Source organism: Streptomyces sp. MMS24-W38 (genome assembly GCF_059889265.1).
On sequence record NZ_JCBCPP010000001.1, the window covers coordinates 4,771,186 to 4,792,281 of the forward strand.

Here is a 21,096-nt window from a genome sequence, read left to right on the forward strand (position 1 = left end):
GCTTACCTTGTCTCGGGCAGAAATGGTGACGATCTGCACGATGCCCCGACAAGATGATCACGAGAGGTCCGGTGTCGGGTCTCCGAGTGAATAACCGGAGTTTCGCATTCCGGAAAATGGGCCCTGTCCCGTGCCGGCAGAGGTCGGGACGTCACGTGCGCAAGCAGTGCCGACGAACAGCGGGGATCGACCGGACCGATGGTGCCCCGGCGCCGGTTTCGAGGCCTCGCCGATGCACACGCGTTGACGGACGCGACCGTCGAACTGCCCGGGTGCGACCCGTGCGGAGCGTCAGCGGCGGACCACGTGCAGGTCGGCCTCGATCCGGGCCACGGTCGCCAGGAGGGCGGGCAGCAGGTCGCGGCGTACCGAGTCGACGGAGTTGCGGCTCGCGTGCACGGGGATGTTGACGGCGGCGACGACGGTGCCGTCCCCGTCGCGGACCGGGGCGGCCACGGTGCGCAGACCCACCTCGAGCTCCTGGTCCATGATGGCGTACCCCTGCTTGCGGACCCGCTGGAGTTCGGCGCGCAGCTGCGGCGGGGAGACGATGGTGCGGGGGGTCAGCGGGCGCAGCTCGCACCTGGCGAGGTGCTGGTCGAGCTGCTCGTCCGGGAGGTGGGCGAGCAACACCCTCCCGACCGAGGTGACATGGGCGGGGAAGCGGGTGCCGACGGTGATGGTGGCGGTCATGATGCGCGTGGTGGGCACGCGGCTGACGTAGACGATGTCGTCGCCGTCGAGCACGCAGAGGGAGGAGGACTCGCGGACCTCGGCGACCAGTTTCTCGAGGTGGGGCTCGGCGATGTCGGGCAGCGAGGAGCCGGCGAGATACGCGTAGCCGAGTTCCAGGACGCGCGGGGTGAGGCGGAACAGCCTCCCGTCGGTGGTGACGTAGCCGAGGTCGGTGAGGGTGAGCAGAAAGCGCCGGGCAGCCGCGCGGGTCAGGTCGCAGATGCGGGCGACGTCGCTGAGGGTCAGTTCGCGACGCTCGCCGTCGAAGGCGCGGATGACGGCGAGTCCGCGCTCCAGGGACTGTACGAAATGGGCTTCCCGTTCCTGACCACCCATCGGCGACCTCCCCGTTTGCGTGCCGAACGTCGGTGCGGTGGCAGAACGCTATGGCGGCGGCCGGCGGCCGTCAACTGGCGCCGGACGGCGGTTCCAGCAGGTTGTGCCGGTCGATGATCGCCCATTTCAAAGGTGGTTCAAGGTTGTTGAAAGTTGACCTTGTCAAGGGGTTGACCCGCCATGGAGTGAACCATAGGTTCCCCGCAAGAACTTTCGTTCGGTCCGCGCACACACGTCTGCGCACACATCGAGAAGTGCATCTTTTGGGGAGGCCTTGTGCGTCGTCTGTCAGCCGGAGTCGCTGCCGTCGCTCTGCTCACGCTCACCGCGACCGCTTGTGGTTCGTCCGAATCCGGGTCCTCCGGCAAGTCGTCCGACGGCACCACCGCCGTGAAGGTCGGCGTGATCCCCATCGTCGACGTGGCCCCGATCTACCTCGGTGAGAAGCAGGGCTTCTACAAGAAGCGCGGTCTCGACCTCACGCTGGAGTCCGGCCAGGGCGGCGCCGCGATCGTGCCGGGCGTGGCCAGCGGACAGTTCCAGTTCGGGTTCAGCAATACCACCTCGCTCCTGATCGCCCAGAGCCAGAACGTGCCGGTGCGGGGCGTCGCCAACGGCGTGGCCTCGACCGGGAAGGAGGGCGCCGACTTCGGCGGCGTCGTCGTCAAGGGCGACAGCCCGATCAAGTCGGCGAAGGACCTGGTCGGCAAGAAGGTCGCGGTCAACACGCTGAAGAACATCGGCGACACCTCCGTACGGGAATCCGTGCGCAAGGCCGGCGGCGACCCCGAGAAGGTCCAGTTCGTGGAGCTCGCCTTCGACCAGATGCCCGCCGCGCTGCAGGCCGGACAGGTCGACGCCGCCTGGGTCGTCGAGCCGTCGCTCGCCGTCGTCAAGGGCGAGGGCGGCCGGGTCGTCGCCTCCAACTTCGTCGACATCTCGCCCGAACTCACCGTCGCCCTCTACTTCACCTCAGAGAAGGTGGCCCAGCAGGACCCGGAGCTGGTGAAGAAGTTCGCCGAGGCGACCCGCGAATCCCTCGCCTACGCCAACAACCACCCCGACGAGGTCCGCGAGATCCTCTCCACCTACACCAAGATCCCCGAGAAGACGCTGAAGGCCATGACGCTCCCCAGCTGGCCCGAGGAGCCGAACCGCGCCTCCCTCGAGCGGCTGGGCGAACTCGGCCAGAAGGACGGCCTGTTCGAGAAGGCCCCCGACCTGGACAAGCTGCTGCCGTGACACAGACAGCCGTGACACGGACAGCCGTGAAGACCGACGCCCCGGGCGCCCGCCGCCCGGGGCCGGGCAACGCCATGCTGGGCCTCGCCGGCCTCGGCGGCTTCCTCGCACTGGTCGAGGCGGTGCCCCGGCTCGGTCTGGTGTCCCCCGACTACCTGCCGCCCACCAGCACGATCGCCGTCGCCCTGGCCAAGGAGATCTCCGACACCGCCTTCTGGGTGGCGCTCGGCGACACCCTCACCGGCTGGGCGCTCGGCCTGCTCATCGCCACCGTCGCGGGCATCGCCGCCGGCGTGCTGATCACCGTGGTCCCGTATCTGCGCGAGGCGACGGCCAGCACCGTCGAATTCCTGCGGCCGATCCCCTCGGTGGCGCTGATCCCCCTCGCCGTGCTGCTTTTCGGCACCGATCTGCGCTCCACGCTGCTGCTGGTCGTCTACGCCGCCTTCTGGCAGGTCCTCGTCCAGGTCCTCTACGGAGTCCAGGACCTGGACCCCGTCGCGGAGGAGACCGCCCGCTCCTACGGCCTGGGGACCTGGGCCCGGATCCGACACGTGCTGTGGCCGACCGCCCTGCCGTACGTCATGACCGGCGTCCGGCTCGCGGCGGCCGTCGCCCTCGTGCTCGCGATCACCGCCGAACTCATCATCGGCACGCCCGGACTGGGCTCCCGCATCGCCGTCGCGCAGACCTCCCACGCCGTTCCCGACATGTACGCGCTGGTCGCCGTCACCGGACTGATCGGCGTCCTGATCAACCTGGGCGCACGTGCCGTCGAGCGCCGCTCGCTGGCCTGGCACCAGTCCGTCCGGGGCGAGGTGACCACATGAAACGCCTGACCCTGCGCACCGCGGCCCTGCGGCTGCTGCTCGCCGTCGGCCTGCCCGTCCTCCTCGCGACCGCCTGGTGGTTCGCCTCCGCCGGCAGCACCGACGTCTACTGGCCGCCGCTGAGCACCATCCTGGAGACCGGGCGCGAGGTGTGGACCGCCGAGCGCATCGCCGCGGACGTGGTGCCCAGTGTCACCCGGCTGCTCCTCGGCTACGCCGGCGCGGCCGTCCTCGGCGTGGCACTCGGCATCGTCATCGGCTCCTTCCCGCGGGTACGGGCCACCACCGAACCGGTGCTGGAGTTCCTGCGCGCCGTGCCGCCGCCCGTCCTGGTGCCCGTCATCATGCTCTTCGCCGGTATCGGCGACACCATGAAGATCGTCGTCATCGTCTCCGGATGCGTCTGGCCGGTGCTGCTCAACACCGTCGAGGGCGTACGGGCCATCGACAGCGTGCTGGCCGACACGGCCCGGTCCTACGGCATCGAGGGCCGTGCGCGCCTCGGCCACCTGGTCCTGCGCTCCGCCAGTCCGCAGATCTTCGCGGGCCTGCGGCAGGCGCTGTCGATCGGCGTCATCCTGATGGTCATCAGCGAGATGTTCGCGGCCAGCAACGGACTCGGCTTCGCCGTCGTCCAGTTCCAGCGCAGCTTCGCCATCCCGGGCATGTGGAGCGGCATCCTGCTGCTCGGACTGCTCGGCGTGCTGCTCGCCCTGGTGTTCCAGGTGGTCGAACGCCGGGCCCTGGCCTGGTACCACGGTCTGCGCCGGTCCCGGAGGGCGTCATGAGCAAGGAAAGCGGCGTGAACGCCGGAAAGGGACAGCACATGCTCGACGTAAGAGGCCTGCGGAAGGTCTACGAGGGACACGGTCGGCACGTCGAAGCGGTGCGCGACCTCACCTTCTCCCTCGACGCCGGCGAACTGGTCTGCCTCGTCGGCCCGTCCGGCTGCGGCAAGACGACGCTCCTGAAGTGCATCGCCGGCCTGCTCGAACCCACCTCCGGTGAAGTCCTGCTGCAGGGCGACCGGATCACCGGCCCGCCGCCCGGCATGGCCGTCGTGTTCCAGGAGTACGGCCGCAGCCTCTTCCCCTGGCTGCGGGTGCGCGACAACGTCGAGCTGCCGTTGCGTCAGAAGAAGCACCTGACGAAGGCCCGCCGCAGCGAGCTGGTCGAGCACGCCCTGCACGCCGTCGGCCTCGGCGACGCCGCGGGCGCGTACCCCTGGCAGCTCTCCGGCGGCATGCAGCAGCGCGTCGCCATCGCGCGAGCCGTCGCCTACGAGCCCGAAGTGCTCCTGATGGACGAGCCGTTCGCGGCCGTCGACGCCCAGACCCGCGCCGACCTCGAGGACCTGATCCGGCGGCTGTGGCAGGAGCTCGGGGTGACCGTCCTCTTCGTCACCCACGACATCGACGAGGCCGTCTACCTGGGCGAGCGGGTCGTCGTCCTGTCCTCGTCCCCGACGGTGGTCCAGGAACAGCTGACCATCGACCTCCCGGCCGAACGCGACCAGCTGCACACCCGGGCGGACCCGCGCTTCACGGAACTCCGCACGCGGGTGTACGAGCAGATCCAGGCGGCGAAACGGGCGACGGGCGCCGTACCGCCCCAGAAGACGGACACGGACACGGACACCGCGCCGTCCGCCCCGGCACTGGACAAGAAGGCCTGACCGTCCCGCCCCCGGCTCCGGCGGACGCCCACCGGGCTCCGGCAACGGCCCGGAGCCCGGGTGCGGCGGCACCTCGTCCAGCGGCTCGCCGGAAGCGCCCGCGCTCCAGGAGGTCATCGCGGCATTCTGTGGGCCAGGTCGGACCGTGCGGGCCGGGATCCGGGGTCCGCGCCCGGCGGTGCAGCGTTTCGAGTTCGTAAGGTTCGCACCCGGCCAGGGTCACGGCCTGGACCTCGAAGAGCGCCTTGTCGATGGGGCAACGGCGGGTGACTCCGTGGAACTGCTTGCGGAACGCCTGGTCCCCGAAGACGAGCCGGCTGCCCAGCATCGCCAACTGGAAGCGCGGTTCCAGCTTCTTCAGCTCCTCGGCGGAGAGCTTGTTGAGGGCGTGCATGGTCTTGCGGAGGAAACCGTCGAAGTCCTGTGTGACGTACCGTTCGGGCGAAGTCATCCAGAACACCAGGAAGCGCAGGCACAGTTCGCGCTCCGCCTTCACCGACATCGGGTTGGCCGACAGCGCCCTCCCCGGCACCGTGGCGAGGTCCTGACATGCGACGCATCCTGCTCACCCTCGCCACGGCGGCGGCCCTGACCGGCTGCTCGGTCTTCGGCCAGGACGCCTCCTGCACCCAGGCGGACATGGACTCCGAGGTCGCCGTGGTGTGGCGGCCCGCCGACTTCGGCGGCACGGACGCGGCGGTGATCCGCGTGTGCGTGGACGACAGGTGCGAGGAGCAGAAGTCCGGCGACGCGGACAACCCGATCGCAGGGGTGTCGGTCCGGCTTCCGGACGACATCGGCGCCGTCACCGTCCCGGTGCGGCTGAAGGTGACGGCGGCGCGGGACGACCGGGTCGTCGTGGACGACAGCCGCCGCGCACGGTTGACGGAGCAACACCCCAACGGTGCCTCGTGTTCGCCCGAGGCATGGACGGCGACCTTCCGCGCCGATCCCGCCAAGGGGCTCACCTCGCCCGAGGGCTTGTCCCTGCAGTGAGATGACCGAGCCCTGATCAGGGCGAGCCGGTCGGGCCCTCATCCCTTCCTCCGGGGGTGAGAGCGGCCCGGCGCGTCGGAGACTGTGCCGACCCCGGGAGAAAGGAACTCCGATGTCCGCCCGCACCGTGATCACCCGCGTCGGCCTCGCCGTCGGAACGACCGGCTCGTGAGCACCCGTCGGCGGATCGTCGTGGGACAGGCCGTGCTGTGCCGTGTTCTCGTCGACCAGCCGGTAGCAGATCACCGGCTGGTCTCCCGGACGAAGGAAACCGTGGCCTTGCGGAGGATCTCCTTCTCCTCGCTCAGCTGCTTCACCTCGCGGCGCAGCTGAGCGAGTTCCCCCTTCTCGTCGCTGGTCAGACCGGGGCGTTCCCCGGTGTCCACCCGGTCCTGGTCGGTCCAGGTACGGATGGTCCGGGCGGACGGCTCGAACTCCTTCGCCAGCTCCTCAGGCGACCGGTCGGCCCGAACCAGCTCGACCATCTGGCGACGGAACTCCGGCGGGTGGGCCGGACGCGTCCTTGGCGCGATGAACCCCTCCTTGCGGGACCCGGTGTCCCGTAGCGAAAGGTCGTCCATCAAACCGGGGCAACTTCAGAGCGGTCCTCGGCCCGACTCCTTGCCGGACGGGCCGATCGGCCGGGCGTCCGCCCGTGAGGGTCCGGCGAGACAAGGTCAGCGACCCCGACGCGATGCCGTCCGCTTCAAAGCACCGAGGTCAGAGCACCGGCCACACTCTCCGCAAGGCGGAGATGCCCCCTACTCACGAGCCGTCACCACCGCATGGGGGACAGGGCCGAACGATTTACAGGCCCGCACGAGGGTCGGCACGCCGCGTGACCAGGGCCGGATGATTCATCGGTACCAGCAGGGCCCCACGGCGTCCGTGGCGGAGGGAGGCGATTCCAGAACGACGGACAAGGCGGTCCGGCGGATCACCGGCGAATCACTCGTGCTTCGCGGCGCGGGTGTCGGCAGTCCGGTTGCAGGGCATCCAGGGCGGAGTAGCCTGAAATTTACCGACACTACCTGATTCTGGAGGTAGGCGATGTTTCTCCGACTGCTGCGGCGTCGTATGCCGTACGGGCTCGTCCTTCTCGGCAACGGCCGTCTGATCCGGGGCTTCAGCGGAGCCTTCTACGACGGTCACGGATACCACTCCTGACACCACCGTGCCCACGTCGGGCCGGGTCCGTCGCGGGGGCGGTGTCAGGCCGACCTTGGAGGATGTGCGGTGGCAGAGGACGTGGCAGAGGACAGCGATGCCCTGGTGGCCATGGTGCGGATCCTGTCACCGCATTGCCGTGTCACCAGAATGTCCGACGGGGCGCTGATCGCGGACTGGCGGCGGACGCGTTTTCTCGGAGTGGCGACGGCGGACATCCGGAAGTTCACTGACGGAATCTCCGAGGAACGCGCCGAAATCGTCGCCGGTCTCATCCGCGCCGGATGCGCGACGGCCCGACGGAGGCAGCAGTCGGACGTCGCGGTCGGGCTCTGGCTGCGCGGAGTGCACCTGTTGATCCGGACCATGGGATTCGGGCGCGCCCTTCGGCTCCTGTCCTTGGCAGCCCCGGATTACGCCCGCGCGGACCCCGCTGCCACGGAGGACGTCGAACGGCTGAAACGGGCAGTGCAATCACACGGTCGCAGAAGCTGGTTCGTCAACGGCGACTGCAAGGCCGAGGCCGTGACGGCTTTCGTCCTGCTGCGGCGGCGCGGCTTGAAGGCCGTACTTCACGTCGGCGTGCGCGAGCACCCGTTCGCCCTGCACGCCTGGACGTCTTCGGCCGGCCTGTGCGTCCCCGAAGCCGATCCGCGCGGGCACGCGTTCGCGCCGGTCCTCTCGGTCGGCGGCGGAGGGCAGTGAGGTGGAAGCACTCCGCCTCGAGTGGGACGGGAACGTCCCGAAGCTCTGGGCAGACGGGGCCATGGCGCGGCAGGGGCTCGTGACGACGGTTTCCTCACGGGCCGGGACCGCGGTGGTCGCCGGCTGGGCCGGCTCCGTCCGTGAGCGCGTGGCGGGAGCGCGCGGCCTCCTCGACGACTGGGGCCGGCCGCAAGCGGCACCGCCTCTGCCTACCGGCGACTACGCGGCCGTCCTGGTGTGCCGCGACCGCATCCTGCTGATGCGGGACGAGCAGGCACGCATCCCCCTGTTCTTCAGGGAGTCCGATGGTCGTGTCACCGCGGTGAGCACCTCGGCGCGCCACCTGGGCGGCGGAGCAGAGCCGGAACGGCGCTACTTCTGCCGGTACCTGACCGGGAACATGGCGCAACCCCACTCGGAACTCACCCCCTTCGCCGGGGTACACCGCATACTCGGTGGCGAGGTGGTGGAACTCTCGATCACGGGGCGGATGCGCGGTCGGGTGCTGCGACACGTCCGTCAGGCCCACGATCCGCCGGTACGGGCAGCGGACGAACCCGGCCTCGGCGGGGCCGCGAAGGACCTGCGCCTCGCACTGGAGAACGCCGTCGGGCGCCGTGTGGGCAGGAGGACGGCATGCCATGTTTCCGGCGGCACCGACTCCACCAGCGTCGCGCTGCTCGCGGCACGTCTGCAGGCTGCGGGACAGGGCCACCCCGGGGACCTCGTCCTGCTCGCCGGGCGCTTCAGAAGGGGAGAACTCGCTGCCGAACAGCCTTATATGGACGAGGCGATGGCGGAGATCCGCCGGCACGCGCCCGCAGCCCGGCCGGTGATCCTCGATGTCGACGACGTGACCGACTTCGACGACTTCCAGCACCACGCGGGAGACCCGGACGAGCCTCATGCGCACGCCTTCCGCGCCCCGTTCTGGAGCAGGCTCCATGCCGCTGCGGCGGATCTGGGCTGCGACACCCTCCTGACCGGCTGCGGGGCCGACCCGATCGTGGACGCCAACCCGTTTCACCTGCACAGGCTGGCCCGCACGGGACGGCTCCGGCAGATGACGAGGCAGGCACGTGACTGGGCCGCGGGCAGCGAGCGGGGATTGTGGGACATCGTCTCCGCCCACGTGGTGCAACCGGCTCTTCCACTGGCCGCCGAACGGGTCACAGCGCTCGTCCGCCGCCGCGGAACGGTGCTCGGCGGCCTCGGTGACTTCGCCCGCCCCCGATGGCTGCGTTCCGGATTCGCGCGGGCTCACGGCTACCGTGCGGCCAGCACCGCGGAGAGCCGCTTCGTGTTCGGGCGCGAGCCCGAACAGTCCCTCTACGAGGCCGCCAACTACATCGCCGCTCCCGACCCGCTGTCCTGGCGCCGCGCACGGCAGGACGGATTCTTCCTCTCACACCCCTTCCTCGATCCGGAGGTCATCGCCACGATGCGCCGCCTCCCCGCCGAGGCCGCGTTCCAACCGGGCCGTCCGAAAGCGGTACTGCGCGAGGCGATGGCGGATCTGCTTCCGCCCCGGATCGGCGGCCGGGTCGTCAATGTCCCCTTCAACCAGCTCTACGCCCGCGGCCTGCGGACGCACGGCGACGAACTCATCGACCTCTGCCGCTCCGCGAGGCATCCGCTGATCGCGGAGATGTTCGACGTCGGGATCCTGTGCCGGGCAGTGAGGGAGGCGCAGTTCGGCATGGGGGACTCCCATTCCTGGGACCGTGTGAACAGTTCTCTCGCCCTCGTGGCGTGGCTGGAGCGACTGGACCGGCGTTCCCGCGTACGCCGTGCAGCCATGCCGGTCATCCCTGGTTCTTGATGTCCCAGAGCGTCCGTTTGATCGGACCCGTTTCGGCGGTGACCAAGCCGTACCGGTTCGCCGTCTCGAGATTTTCCGCTATGGATGGGATGCGGTTTTCCTCACCGTTTCGCGCGATGGATGCCGACAGGACTGCGCCATGCGCGCCGAACTGCCAATAGACGAAGGCATAGCGGGGGTCCATCGTGTGCCGGTCGATCGCATTGTTCTCGTACACCCGGCCGCGGTAGGCGACGGAGTCGAGGCTCTTGTCCTTCTTGACCCACTGGGGAACCTTTCCCTTACCCCAGGAGTACCCCTCCAGATTGACCTGCTCCAGACCGAGCCGGTCCTTGCGCGCCAATTGCGCGGAGGCGTAGAACGCCAACTGGTCATACGGCGTGTCGATGGGAAGTTGTACAACCGTTTGGGTGACGAACGCGTCGTTCGCCTCGACCCAGTTCCCGAAAGGCATCCATGGCTGCGCCGACACCAACTGGCCGGGCTGGTAGACCTCCTTTCGGGAGAGCGGGTGTTGCACCTGGAAGTCACGGAACGTCTCGGCATCTGCACGCCACTGTTCGCGGGGCCGGTCCGTCCGGCTGAGCGACACCCGTTCACCCATGGCGTGGAATTCGGTACCGAGCACGTAAAAGCCCATATCGCTGTGGTTCTCGATCCTGATGTCGACCGGTATGACGAATTTCTTACGGTCCTTGCTCAGTACAGGATCTCCCACGGCGACATCGACGAGGGGCCTGGCGCCGTGCTGGGACGGCTGGTAGAGGTGCTGGTAGCCGAAATTGGCCATCGCGAGAGCCGCGGAGACGATCACTGCCGCGGCCACCCGCTTCGGAGAGGGGATCACGACCGATGTCCGCCACACCGTGAAGACGGCCCATGCGGAACCCGCCGTGAGCAGGCTGAACAGCACCCGGTAAAGCGTGGAATCGCCGTCCCTGAAGGTCTCGAGCAGCAGCATGGTGTTGGTCAGCAATGCCGCGACCGCGCCGATCAGCGCGACTATCCCGGAATAGGGGAAGATGTTCCGGCCCCAGTGGTCCACGACCGCGGCAGCGCCCAACAACGAGAGGGCCGAGACCAGAATGAGGATGGCACCGGTGATGCGCCCCGTGTAGGTCAGGGCCTGGCTGAGGTCTTCGAGGCCCCACCAACCCAGCAGCAGCGCCGTCGGGAGGAGGACCAGCAGGATCAACGTCATGGCCGCCGGTGACTTGCTGGTGCTCGTCGTGATCAGCAGCGCCCGCAGGCGCGAGCCGACGCCGGCCCCGGGGGGAGCCCTCACGTGATCACCTCCTGACGCCGCAGGCCGTCCACCAGGCGCTGACGGTGACCGCGACCGGAACACGCACCCGAGCCGACCGCGAAGAGTCCCGCCGGTGGGCACCGGCCCACGCCAACTGGACCCACGGGGTTCTCCTTCGACTTCGACCGTCACTGCGGCACCGCACGGGTGAAGCGCCGTCCGGCGAGCCCCTGCCGGATTCCCGCGGCACGTACCTCACGGTGGCGCCGCGGAGCATCCGACCCCCGCAGCGGACCAGGAGACCTGGTGCTGAGCCGGGACTCGAGCACCATCGTCCGTGTCGATCATTCGGATCACCATCCGGATGCCTCCGGACGGCCTACACGAATGAGTTCCTTCGGGCTTCGGACAGGAGGTTCGCCGTCGTCACTGTGGATGCTGCGGCGAACGAGGAGCTCGTACTGGTCCTCGTCGGCACGGAACTGGCTTGGTTCAAGAGCACTCACAGCAGCGGTGAGGGCGGTGACTGCGTGGAGGTGGCCTCCTGTCCGCGCACCGTGCACGTGCGGGACTCGAAGGAGACGAACCGTCCGGGCTTGACGGTCGGTTCGGGGACGTGGGCCGCGTTCCTCGGGTTCGCCGCTGACGGGATCGGCTGATTCGCTGCCTTGCTGTTGTGCCCTGTGGCTCCGAGGGGAGTTGCGGGGCACAGGCATGTCCGGGCCGACCCGGAGGTCAGGCGTCCACCCGGTCCGCCTTGTAGAAGGGGGCCTGACAGCCGACCGGGGGCGGGGTGCGCTCCGGGTCCTCCAGGTGGGTGAGGGGGTCGAGGGAGTCCTGTTTGGTCCGACCGTGCCCTTACGTGTTGAAGTCGCCTGCGATCTCAAGGTCGTTGGCGTCGATAGGGTGAAGCGACCTCTCAGGTCCCGACCGGCCCCGGCCCGGGTGGTGCCTGTGTTGCCCTGGATGAGGGGCCGGTCGCCCGCCGGCTCAGTGCCGGGCACCCCCGTCGGCGCCCAGCGAGCGTTCGGCGACTCCCGCCAGATGCCGGGCGAAGACCTCACGGGCGTCGGGCGTGAGACCGCGCAGCGCCACCAGGGCGGTGAGCGCGACATCGCACAACTCCGCCTGAACGTCGTCCCATCCGTGGGTGGTGCCCTTGCGCGGGTTCTGGCCGGTCGCGCCGATCACCGCCTGGGCGACCTCGCCGACCTCCTCGGACAGCTTCAGGACGCGCAGCAGCAGACCCTCCCGGCCGTCGACCGCGCGGTTGGCGTCCAGCCAGGCGTGCAAGGCGTCGACGGAGTCCCAGAGACCGGCGGACGGTACGGCGGGGGCGGGGGACACGGAGAGGTTCGTGCTCGGATCGCTCATACGCAGACCCTGGCACAGGTCACGGACAGCGCACGGCGGTCCTCCGCACAGGCCCGGCGGAGTCGTGGGTCCCCCTTCAAACGCGCCGGCCGTCGTCCGCTTCGCGGGGCAGGCCGATGGCGAGGAGCGCGACGTCGTCGTCGAGGTGCTCCGCGGTGTACCGGTACAGGTCGGCGAGCAGGGCGTCCAGCACGTGGTCCGGGTCCGGCGGGAGGGGGCGGGACAGCCGCGGGACGGGGTCGTAGAAGACCCCGCGGTGGTCGCGGGCCTCGACGACACCGTCGGTGAACAGCACCAGGACCGCCCCCTCGGGCAGGGCGTACTGGTCGACGGGGACGTCCGGGAGGACGTCCGAGGTGCCGAGGCCGGCCAGTCCCAGCGGCAGTGAGGGCGTGCCCGGCTCCAGAGGGCGGGCCCGGCCGCGGTGGACCAGCAACGGCGCCGGGTGCCCCCGATTGGCCATGCGCAGGGTGGAGCCGTCGGCGGACAACTCGGCGATGACGGCGGTGACGAACGTCTCGAGTCCTGTGCTGCCCTCGGCGACGTGGGCCTCCTGCACCCGCTCCTCCAGCCAGCGGACCACGCCGGGCAGGTCCGGAGCGCGAAGGGTGGCCTCGTGGAAGGTGCCCAGCAGCGCGTTGACGGTCTGGACCGCGCCCAGGCCCTTGCCCCGGACATCGGCGATCATCAGCCGGATGCCATGGGGAGTGGAGTGGATCGCGTACAGGTCGCCCCCGATGGCGGCTTCCCGCGCGGCGGCCTCGTACCGGACGGCCACGGTCAGCGGCCCGATCCGTCCGGGCGGGGAGGGGAGCACCGCGCGCTGGACGGCCTCGGCGACCTCGCGGGCGTTCTTCAAGTGCCGCCGCTCGCGGGCCAGCAGCCGGTTGACCACCGCGGCCAGGAAGGTCAGGGTGACGAAGGTGGAGAACGGGACGATGTCGTCGACGCCGAACGGCAGCCTGCCTCTCACCAGCGGCAGGAGTGCCGCGGCGAGGAGCGCCGCCGCGCCGGTGGCGATCGTCCCGGTCAGGGAGAACCAGGGCGCGACCAGCACGGGGGCGGCCGCCAGCAGGGGGAACACCCTTATGCCCCGCGGGGTGAGGAGGTCGAGGACGAACACGCCGAGGATCAGCGCGGCGGGCAGCCATCGAAGCCACCGCCTTCCGCGGGGCGGTAACGCGCGGGTGGGGCCCATTCTCCTGCGCTCCGGGGTTTCCTGGACAGAAGCCGGGTTCCAGTCTCCGCCGCGTCCCCGACTCCGGCGACCGGAGCACCACGACGGCGGCACCGGGCAGTACTACTCGAACAGAGCCTCCTGCTCGCCCTCCTTCGCCCTGCGCAGGCGTCTGGACCGTGCGCCCACGACCACCGCGGTGGCCGCCGCGGTCGCGGCGAAGGCCGCGAAGACCATCCAGCTCCGGTCGGCCGTGTGGCCGAGGGCGTGGTCCACCGAGAGGCGGCCGGGCCCCGCGACGGCGAGGCCGGCCGCCGTCAGGCCCAGGGTCGCGGCGTGCTCGTAACCGCCCTCCTGGTTGAAGAAGCCGTTGGGTGCGTGCACGGCGGCCGCGCCCGCCATCGCACCGGCCGCCGCCGCACCCGCCGCCGGGGTGGCCAGGCCGAGCGCGAGCAGCGCGCCACCGCCCGCCTCCGCGAGGCCCGCCGCCGTCGCGCTGGCCTTGCCGGGCGCGTAGCCGACGGCCTCCATGAACTGGCCGGTGCCCTCGATCCCGGCCCCGCCGAACCAGCCGAACAGCTTCTGCGCGCCGTGCGCCGCCAGCGCCCCGCCCGTCCCCAGCCGGAGCAGCAGCAGGCCCAGATCGCGTCGGTCGTAACAGGTCACGTCGTCTCCCGGGGCAGTCGCTTCGCGTGACCACCGTCGCACCCCGGCGTCCCGCCCGGCCCGCCGTCGCCCGCCGTTCGGGTGGCGGCGGGCTGAGGGCGACGGGTGGCGGAGGCCGACGGCCGGCAGGGCGACGGCAGGATCAGCCGTTTCGAGACCGGCCAGGCCTGATCGCGGCAGCCGTTCCACCCACCGGCGCGTGCCCCGCAGTCCCACGCGGGGCCACCCCCCTGCCGGTGCGGTGGAACGGCTGCCCTCCCCCTGAAAGTGGCCTGCGGAAACCTGCTGCTTCAAGTGTGAAGCTTTGGTGCAGGAGAGTTGAGCATATGTCCGCCGTCGGCCGCAATGCTGCGGATGTTCGTATTCCGCTTGTGTGGATCAGAGAGAGTCGGGGTCCGCCCGACGGGCCGTCGACGAGGCGGGGCCGCGACTGGAGCGACCCGGAGCGGAGGCGGTGTCAGAACCTAAACGGCGTCCCCCGGGTAGCGGACGCCGATGCGGTCGCGGATCGCGTCGAGCGTCCGCATCACGGCGAGCGTGCCGTCCAGCGGGACGAGCGGGGACTCCGTCTCGCCGGCCCACAGGGCGCGCATCACCTCGGCGGCCTCATGGCCGAGCGTGTCGCGGCGCCCGTCCGCCGGGTCGGCCGTGAACTTCTCGGCCTCCCGGCCCTCCCGGTGCAGCACGAACCCGTCCGGGAAGAAGAAGCCGTACGGGATGTCGATCCGGCCCTCGGAGCCGGTGATCGACGCCGAGGTCTCCGTACCGCCGACGATGGAGCAGTGCACCGACGCGAGGGCGCCGTCGTCCCAGGAGAGCAGCGCGCCCGTCTGGAGGTCGACCTTCTCCTCGGAGAGCGTCGCCCTCGCCACGACGTCCGACGGCTCCCCGAGCAGCAGCTGCGCGAACGACACCGGATACACGCCGAGGTCCAGCAGCGCGCCTCCGCCCAGCGCGGGGTCCCGCAGCCGGTGCGTGGCCGGGAAGTTCCCCGCCAGCCCGAAGTCGGCCCGCACGGTGCGGACTTCGCCGATCGCGCCGTCGTCGACCAGTGCCTTCAGCCGCCGCACCATGGGATGGCAGTACATCCACATGGCTTCCATCAGGAAACGTCCCCGGTCGCGTGCCAGGGCGACCAGCTCCCCGGCCTCGCGCGCGTTGAGCGTGAACGGCTTCTCGCACAGCACGTTCCGCCCGGCCTCCAGGCACAGCCCGGCCGCCGCCCGGTGCGCCGAGTGCGGAGTGGCGACGTAGACCACGTCGACCTCCTCGTCCCGTGCGAGCGACTCCCAGTCGCCGTACGCCCGCCCGACCCCGAACCGGTCGGCGAACGCCCGCGCCGACTCCGCCGACCGGGAAGCCACCGCCACGATCTCCGCGTCCGGCCCCGCGGCGGAGCCGCTGTGTGCCGCAGCCGCCAGATCCGCCGCGAACCTCGCGGCGATCCCGCCGGTCGCCAGAATCCCCCAGCGCACGTTCCGCCCCGTCATCCGTCCCACCCCTGCCCGTGTCGTCGGCACCTCGGCCGCGGAAATCCATGGAAGCGCTCCCATGGCATCGTCGTCGACGCCGAGCACTCCGTCCGAGCTGAGAGCATAGGGAGCCTATGACGCGAAAAGGGAGGGGTCACATGCCCGAGGGCGGGGCGTCCATATCGGATCCGACGGCGAACTCGACGGCACAAACGGACTCAACGGAAGAATCGACGACGAACCCGGCGGCGCGTCCGACGACGCACCCGACGGCGAGCGCGGCGCCGCCGCTCCGCGCGACCGCCGGCCGCACCGGCCTGCTGGTGACCTTCCTCCTGGGCGGTCTGACCGCCACACCCCCGCTGGCGACGGACATGTACCTCCCCGCCCTTCCGGAGGTCACCCGGTCCCTGCAGGCGTCCGCCGCCACCGTCCAGCTCACGCTCACCACCTGTCTGGCCGGCATGGCGCTCGGGCAGCTGGTGGTCGGCCCGATGAGCGACCGGTGGGGACGCCGCCGCCCGCTGCTCATCGGCCTCGCGGTCTACGTCGTCGCCACCGTGCTGTGCGCGTTGGCGCCGACCGTCGGACTCCTCGTCGTCTTCCGGCTGTTGCAGGGCCTCGCGGGTGCGGCCGCCATCGTCATCGCGCGGGCGGTGGTCCGCGACCTGTACGACGGCGTGGCCATGGCCCGCTTCTTCTCGAACCTCATGCTGATCTCCGGCCTGGCGCCGATCATGGCACCGCTCATCGGCGGGCAGGTCCTGCGGGTGACGGACTGGCGGGGCGTGTTCGTCGTCCTCGCCGTCCTCGGGGTGCTGCTGGCGGCCCTGGTCTGGGTGAAGCTGCCGGAGACGCTGGCCCCCGCCGACCGCCACGGCGGCGGCTTCGGCGCGGCCCTCGGCTCGATGCGCCGGCTGCTCGCCGACCGGGTCTTCACCGGCTACATGCTCACCGGAGGATTCGCCTTCGCCTCCCTCTTCGCCTACGTCGCGGCCTCCCCGTTCGTCGTCCAGGAGATCTACGGGGCCTCCCCGCAGACGTTCAGCCTGCTGTTCGGGCTCAACTCGATCGGTCTGATGATCATGGGGCAGATCAACGGCAAGGTGCTGGTCGGCCGGGTCCGGCTGGACCGGGTGCTCGGTTTCGGGCTCTGCGTCGTGGCCGTCGCCGCGGTCGCGCTGCTGCTGATGTCGCTGGGTGTGTTCGGCGAGGTCGGGCTGGTGCCCGTGGCCGCCGCGCTGTTCGTGCTGATGTCCGCGATGGGCATCACCATGCCCAACACCCAGACCCTCGCCCTGATGCGCACCCGGCAGGCCGCAGGTGCCGCCTCGGCCCTGCTCGGCACGGCGTCCTTCCTCGTCGGCGCGATCGCCTCCCCGCTGGTCGGGATCGCCGGGGAGGACACCGCCGTCCCGATGGCCGTCGTCCAGCTGACCGCCGCCCTGGTGGCGCTGGCCTGCTTCACGGGCCTGTGCCGCCCCTGGCAGGGGCGGGCGAGTGCGGAGGGCGAGGGCTTCTGAGCGCCCCGAGACTGCGCCACGGCACCCCCGAACGGGCCGGGCTCGACCCCCGCGAAATCCGGGCCCTCGTCCGCGAGGTGCACGACGGCACCACCGGGGAACGCCCCTGGGCGGCGGGCGCCGTCGTGGCCGTCGGCCGCGGCCCGATGCTCGCCGTGCAGGAGGCGGCGGGCTGGGCCGTGCGCTACGCGGCGTACGACGAACACACGGGCACCGCGGTGGAACTGCCGCCGGACGACCGGGTGCCGATGACCGTGGACACTCCCTTCGACCTGGCGTCCCTGACCAAACTGTTCACCTCGGTGGCCGCCGTGCAGCAGATCGAGCGGGGCACCCTGGGCATCGACGCCCGCGTGGGCGCGTACCTGCCGGACTTCCCCGCGGCCGTCCGGCACGGCATCACCGTCCGGCACCTGCTCACCCACACCTCCGGGCTGCGCCCCGAACTCCCCCTGTACGACTGCGCCGACGACGCGGAACGGCTCACCCTGCTGCGCGCCGAGCGGCCGGTCTCGGCGCCCGGCGCGTACCGCTACTCCGATCTGAACATGCTGCTGCTCCAGCACGTCCTGGAACGCCTCACCGGCCGCACGCTCGACACGCTCGTCCACGACGGCATCACCCGGCCGCTCGGCATGACCGCCACGGACTTCGGCCCGTGTCCGGGCGCGGCGGCCACCGAGGACCAGCGGCGGCCGTGGGCCAAGGCGGACCGGGGGATGCTGCGCGGCGAGGTGCACGACGAGAACGCCTGGGCGCTCGGCGGGGTCGCGGGCCACGCCGGCCTCTTCTCCACCGGCCGCGACCTGGCGGTCTTCTGCCGTGCCCTGCTGGCGGGCGGCGCCCACGGCCCCGCCCGCATCCTCGGCCCCGACTTCGTGGACCTGCTCCTCGCCCCGCCGGGCCTGGGCTTCGCCGTGGACCAGCCGTGGTTCATGGGGGAGCTCGCCGGCCGCGGAGCGGCCGGCCACACCGGCTTCACGGGCACGTCCCTGGTCCTCGACCGCGCCACGGGCACCTACCTCGTCCTGCTCGCCAACACGGTCCACCCCCGCCGCCCCCCGACCCCGGTCAACGGTCCCCGCGCGCGTGCGGCCACGCGGGTGGCCCGCGCGGTCCGGGGGAGGTGAATCCGGCCGCCGGTCCACGCCATAGAATTTCCAGGTGAACGACCCCGCTCCCGCCTCTCCCGCCTCTCCCGCCGACGTCCTGCGCGGCGCGCTCGCCGGACTGCTCGACGGGCTCCCGCCGCGGCGGGCCGCGCAGGCCGTCGAGCGGCTGATCGCCACCTACCGGGGCGCCACCCCGACCGGGGCGCCCATCCTGCGGGACCGCGCGGACGTCGCCGCCTACGCCGCGTACCGCATGCCGGCCACGTTCGAGGCCGTACGGTCGGCGCTGGCGGCGTTCGCGGACGCCGTGCCCGGGTGGACGCCCGGCGACCACGTCGACATCGGCGGCGGCACCGGCGCCGCCGCCTGGGCGGTGAGCGCCACCTGGGACGGGGAGCGACCGGTGACCGTCCTCGACTGGGCCGAACCCGCACTCGCCCTCGGCCGGGAACTCGCCGTCGCGAACCCCGCCCTCAAGGACGTCCGCTGGCACCGCTCCCGGATCGGCACGGAACTCACCCTCGACCGTACCGACCTCGTCACCGTCTCCTACGTCCTCAACGAACTGACCGCCGCCGACCGCGCCGCCCTCGTCGACGCCGCCGCCGGCGCCGCGCAGGCCGTCGTGGTCGTCGAACCCGGCACCCCCGACGGCTACACCCGCGTCATCGAGGCCCGCGACCGGCTGGTGTCGGCCGGCTTCCGGGTCGCCGCCCCCTGCCCGCACAGCCTCGCCTGCCCCATCGTCCCCGGCACGGACTGGTGCCACTTCGCGGCCCGGGTCAGCCGTTCCTCGCTGCACCGCCAGGTCAAGGGCGGCTCCCTGCCCTACGAGGACGAGAAGTTCAGCTACGTCGCCGCCACCCGCCTGCCCGCCGCCCCGGCCGCTGCCCGCGTCGTCCGCAAGCCGCAGATCCGCAAGGGCCAGGTCCTCCTCGACCTCTGCGAGAGGGACCCGGCCCTGAGCCGCACCACCGTGACCAAGCGCCACGGCGACCTGTACCGGGCGGCGAGGGACACGTCCTGGGGCGCCCCCTGGCCGCCGGCGGCCGGCGACGACGGAACTGACGGCGGGAGCTAGGGCCGGCCTTCCTGCCCGGCGTCCCCTCCGTCCCGGTCCTCCCGCTGTTCCCGCTGCTTCTGCTGCTCCTCCCGTTGTTCCTGGAGCTTGCGCAGCAGCTCGCGTTTCTGGGCCCGGGGGTCGAGGCCGCCCCCGACGCGTCCCCCGCCGCGCAGGGCCTTGCGGCCGAGGTGCTTCCGGGTGCCGCCGACGCCCAGCATGTTTCCGGCTCCGCCTCGGGACATGGTGGTCTCCTTCCGGTGAGCGCCCTCCGCGGACGCAGGTGACGAGACGTATCGTCTCGGTCCGGCCTCCCTCGCTGTCAGGCGAGACGCTGCGTCTTGTCAACCTGATAAATTCGACCCATGGCCACGAACAACCCCGCACCCCCCGACTCCCCCCGCCGCAGTGAGCGCTCCCGTCGTGCCATCTACGACGCGGCCATCGCCCTGGTCGTGGAGGTCGGCTACCCGAAGACCACCATCGAGGGCATCGCCGCCCGCGCCGGCGTAGGCAAGCAGACGATCTACCGGTGGTGGCCGTCGAAGGCGGACGTCCTGCTGGAGGCGTTCCTCGACCTGAGCGAACAGGCCGCCCGCACCGCCGGACAGGAGCCGGGCAGCGGCGAGAAGTACGTGATCCCGGACACCGGGGACCTCGCCGCCGACCTCAAACTCGTCCTGCGGGCCACGGTCGACGAACTGCGCGACCCGGCGTTCGAGGCGCCGTCCCGCGCGCTGGCCGCCGAGGGCGTCGTCAACGAGGAGCTCGGCCGGAGGTTCGTCGCCAAGCTGCTGGAGCCGCCGCTCCAGCTGTACGTCGACCGGCTGCGCTCCGCGCAGGAGACCGGAGAGGTCCGCCCCGACGTCGACCCGCGCATCGCCCTGGAACTCTTCGTCTCCCCGCTCGCCCAGCGCTGGCTGCAGTACACGGGACCGATCACCCACGAGTACACCGACACCCTCGTCGACTACGCCCTGTACGGCCTCGCCCCCCGCTGACCGGGGTCGCCCGCGATGCCACCCCGGTCGCACCGGCGTACCCCGGGGTGTACCTTTCGCCCCCCGGGGCGCCCCTCGTCCGGTCCGTGCACCGCTTGTCCCAGGTGCGCCTATTGTGGGCTCCGGCCCCCCGAGGCGCACGATGGTGGGACCATAGGGCATGCTGAGGGGCACGACGGCGAGGCGAGGAGTTAGATGAGCGCGGAGTTCGGCGGCAGGACCGGCAGGCAGGGCAAACTCTCCCGGTGGCTGCGCGGCCGCCGCCCGGAACCGGCCGCCGACGAAGGCGGCCGTGAGGAACTGCTGCTCGCCGCCGCCGACGCGGGACTGCCACTCGCGCCCGCCGCCCACCCCGCCGCCGGATACCGATGTTCGTGCGACCGCGTCGGCTGCCCCACTCCCGCCCGGCATCCGGTCTCGTTCGCCTGGCAGACGCAGTCCACCACCGACCGCGCCCAGATCGAGCGCTGGGCCCGCCACCAGCCGCAGGCCAACTTCATCACCGCGACCGGCATGGTGCACGACGTACTCGACGTGCCCCTGAACGCCGGTCACGAGGCGTTGGAACGCCTGCTGGCGGCAGGGGTCGAGGTCGGGCCCGTCGCGGAGAGCGACGACGGCCGCATACTGTTCTTCACCCTCACCCGGGGCACCCCCGAGGACGAGGACGAGTGGTGGCCGTGCGAGCTGGACTGCCACCCCGAGACCATGGACGAGCACCCCGGCCTGCGCTGGCACTGCCGAGGCTCCTACGTCCTGGTACCGCCCGCGCGGCTGCCCGGTGACGACAACCGGTCGGTGCACTGGGTACGCGGTCCGGAGCATCCGCTGCCCGACCCGCTGAGCCTGTTGGAATACCTCACCGACGCCTGCGCCCGCCACGCGGTCGAGCACCCCGACCAGGCGGCCACGACCTGGCCCCTGCGCCGTTAGGCTCCCTCGCCCGGAGCGCGCCGA

The 21,096-nt window shown here is 71.3% G+C and carries 21 protein-coding genes; 13 read left to right on the top strand and 8 right to left on the bottom strand.

The features are described 5' to 3' along the window. Positions 1-291 precede the first annotated feature (291 nt). Positions 292-1,071, bottom strand: a complete 780-nt coding sequence (locus tag AC6F7H_RS20695) for an IclR family transcriptional regulator domain-containing protein (RefSeq protein ID WP_500758411.1) — start codon at positions 1,069-1,071, stop codon at positions 292-294. 276 nt (positions 1,072-1,347) lie between these two features. Here AC6F7H_RS20695 and AC6F7H_RS20700 point away from each other — a divergent pair, with 276 nt between their 5' ends. The 5 genes from AC6F7H_RS20700 (at position 1,348) to AC6F7H_RS20720 (ending at position 5,814) form a co-directional block, all read left to right on the top strand. Then, complete coding sequence (locus AC6F7H_RS20700; RefSeq protein WP_500758412.1) at positions 1,348-2,313, top strand: ABC transporter substrate-binding protein; 966 nt, start codon at positions 1,348-1,350, stop codon at positions 2,311-2,313. 74 nt (positions 2,314-2,387) lie between these two features. Then, entirely contained in the window at positions 2,388-3,143 is a 756-nt protein-coding gene (locus tag AC6F7H_RS20705) for an ABC transporter permease (RefSeq protein ID WP_500761975.1), read from the top strand. Further along, complete coding sequence (locus tag AC6F7H_RS20710) at positions 3,140-3,931, top strand: ABC transporter permease (RefSeq protein WP_500758413.1); 792 nt, start codon at positions 3,140-3,142, stop codon at positions 3,929-3,931. The genes AC6F7H_RS20705 and AC6F7H_RS20710 overlap by 4 nt, the downstream gene beginning before the upstream one ends. A 38-nt stretch (positions 3,932-3,969) precedes the next feature. Further along, a complete protein-coding gene (locus AC6F7H_RS20715) occupies positions 3,970-4,818 on the top strand; it encodes an ABC transporter ATP-binding protein (protein WP_500761977.1) in 849 nt (282 codons plus the stop codon). A gap of 549 nt (positions 4,819-5,367) precedes the next feature. After that, positions 5,368-5,814, top strand: a complete 447-nt coding sequence (locus AC6F7H_RS20720) for a hypothetical protein (RefSeq protein ID WP_500758414.1) — start codon at positions 5,368-5,370, stop codon at positions 5,812-5,814. 242 nt (positions 5,815-6,056) lie between these two features. Here AC6F7H_RS20720 and AC6F7H_RS20725 read toward each other — a convergent pair whose 3' ends face one another. Further along, entirely contained in the window at positions 6,057-6,395 is a 339-nt protein-coding gene (locus AC6F7H_RS20725; protein WP_500758415.1) for a transposase, read from the bottom strand. 697 nt (positions 6,396-7,092) lie between these two features. Here AC6F7H_RS20725 and AC6F7H_RS20730 point away from each other — a divergent pair. Beyond that, positions 7,093-7,686, top strand: coding sequence for a lasso peptide biosynthesis B2 protein (locus AC6F7H_RS20730; protein WP_500758416.1), 594 nt, complete (start codon positions 7,093-7,095; stop codon positions 7,684-7,686). Between the two features lies 1 nt (position 7,687). Then, positions 7,688-9,508 (top strand): asparagine synthase-related protein, encoded by a 1,821-nt coding sequence (locus AC6F7H_RS20735; RefSeq protein ID WP_500758417.1) that lies wholly within the window; start codon positions 7,688-7,690, stop codon positions 9,506-9,508. On the opposite strand, the gene AC6F7H_RS20740 is transcribed toward AC6F7H_RS20735, so the two are convergent. Beyond that, on the bottom strand, positions 9,492-10,793 hold the full coding sequence (locus AC6F7H_RS20740) for a hypothetical protein (protein ID WP_500758418.1): 1,302 nt from the start codon (positions 10,791-10,793) through the stop codon (positions 9,492-9,494). The two genes, AC6F7H_RS20735 and AC6F7H_RS20740, sit on opposite strands and share 17 nt — an antisense overlap. A 392-nt stretch (positions 10,794-11,185) precedes the next feature. Between AC6F7H_RS20740 and AC6F7H_RS20745 the strand changes: the two genes are divergently transcribed. Further along, the gene (locus AC6F7H_RS20745) at positions 11,186-11,413 is read left to right on the top strand and encodes a DUF397 domain-containing protein (RefSeq protein ID WP_500758419.1); all 228 of its coding nucleotides are present in this window, start codon (positions 11,186-11,188) and stop codon (positions 11,411-11,413) included. A gap of 331 nt (positions 11,414-11,744) precedes the next feature. Here the strand turns inward: AC6F7H_RS20745 and AC6F7H_RS20750 are convergent, their stop codons facing one another. The 4 genes from AC6F7H_RS20750 to AC6F7H_RS20765 all read right to left on the bottom strand — a co-directional run bounded on the left by AC6F7H_RS20750 (position 11,745) and on the right by AC6F7H_RS20765 (position 15,461). Further along, on the bottom strand, positions 11,745-12,128 hold the full coding sequence (locus tag AC6F7H_RS20750) for a MazG-like family protein (protein ID WP_500758420.1): 384 nt from the start codon (positions 12,126-12,128) through the stop codon (positions 11,745-11,747). 76 nt (positions 12,129-12,204) lie between these two features. Continuing rightward, a complete protein-coding gene (locus AC6F7H_RS20755; RefSeq protein WP_500758421.1) occupies positions 12,205-13,326 on the bottom strand; it encodes a PP2C family protein-serine/threonine phosphatase in 1,122 nt (373 codons plus the stop codon). 102 nt (positions 13,327-13,428) lie between these two features. Next, positions 13,429-13,971, bottom strand: coding sequence for a DoxX family protein (locus AC6F7H_RS20760; RefSeq protein ID WP_500758422.1), 543 nt, complete (start codon positions 13,969-13,971; stop codon positions 13,429-13,431). 464 nt (positions 13,972-14,435) lie between these two features. Then, positions 14,436-15,461, bottom strand: coding sequence for a Gfo/Idh/MocA family protein (locus AC6F7H_RS20765; protein WP_500758423.1), 1,026 nt, complete (start codon positions 15,459-15,461; stop codon positions 14,436-14,438). Positions 15,462-15,601: 140 nt separating this feature from the next. On the opposite strand from AC6F7H_RS20765, the gene AC6F7H_RS20770 reads away from it, so the two are divergent. From AC6F7H_RS20770 to AC6F7H_RS20780, 3 genes are read left to right on the top strand one after another with little or no spacing between them, the layout of a single operon-like run. Continuing rightward, the gene (locus tag AC6F7H_RS20770) at positions 15,602-16,966 is read left to right on the top strand and encodes a multidrug effflux MFS transporter (RefSeq protein ID WP_500758424.1); all 1,365 of its coding nucleotides are present in this window, start codon (positions 15,602-15,604) and stop codon (positions 16,964-16,966) included. Continuing rightward, positions 16,918-18,096, top strand: coding sequence for a serine hydrolase domain-containing protein (locus AC6F7H_RS20775; protein WP_500758425.1), 1,179 nt, complete (start codon positions 16,918-16,920; stop codon positions 18,094-18,096). Before AC6F7H_RS20770 ends, AC6F7H_RS20775 begins: the two co-directional genes overlap by 49 nt. Before the next feature lie 34 nt (positions 18,097-18,130). After that, positions 18,131-19,159 (top strand): small ribosomal subunit Rsm22 family protein, encoded by a 1,029-nt coding sequence (locus AC6F7H_RS20780; protein WP_500758426.1) that lies wholly within the window; start codon positions 18,131-18,133, stop codon positions 19,157-19,159. Here AC6F7H_RS20780 and AC6F7H_RS20785 read toward each other — a convergent pair. Continuing rightward, the gene (locus AC6F7H_RS20785; RefSeq protein ID WP_500758427.1) at positions 19,156-19,383 is read right to left on the bottom strand and encodes a DUF6243 family protein; all 228 of its coding nucleotides are present in this window, start codon (positions 19,381-19,383) and stop codon (positions 19,156-19,158) included. The genes AC6F7H_RS20780 and AC6F7H_RS20785 overlap by 4 nt on opposite strands. 120 nt (positions 19,384-19,503) lie before the next feature. Between AC6F7H_RS20785 and AC6F7H_RS20790 the strand changes: the two genes are divergently transcribed. Both AC6F7H_RS20790 and AC6F7H_RS20795 read left to right on the top strand, forming a co-directional pair. Beyond that, entirely contained in the window at positions 19,504-20,139 is a 636-nt protein-coding gene (locus tag AC6F7H_RS20790) for a TetR/AcrR family transcriptional regulator (RefSeq protein ID WP_500758428.1), read from the top strand. A gap of 195 nt (positions 20,140-20,334) precedes the next feature. After that, a complete protein-coding gene (locus tag AC6F7H_RS20795; protein WP_500758429.1) occupies positions 20,335-21,072 on the top strand; it encodes a bifunctional DNA primase/polymerase in 738 nt (245 codons plus the stop codon). Positions 21,073-21,096 lie beyond the last annotated feature (24 nt).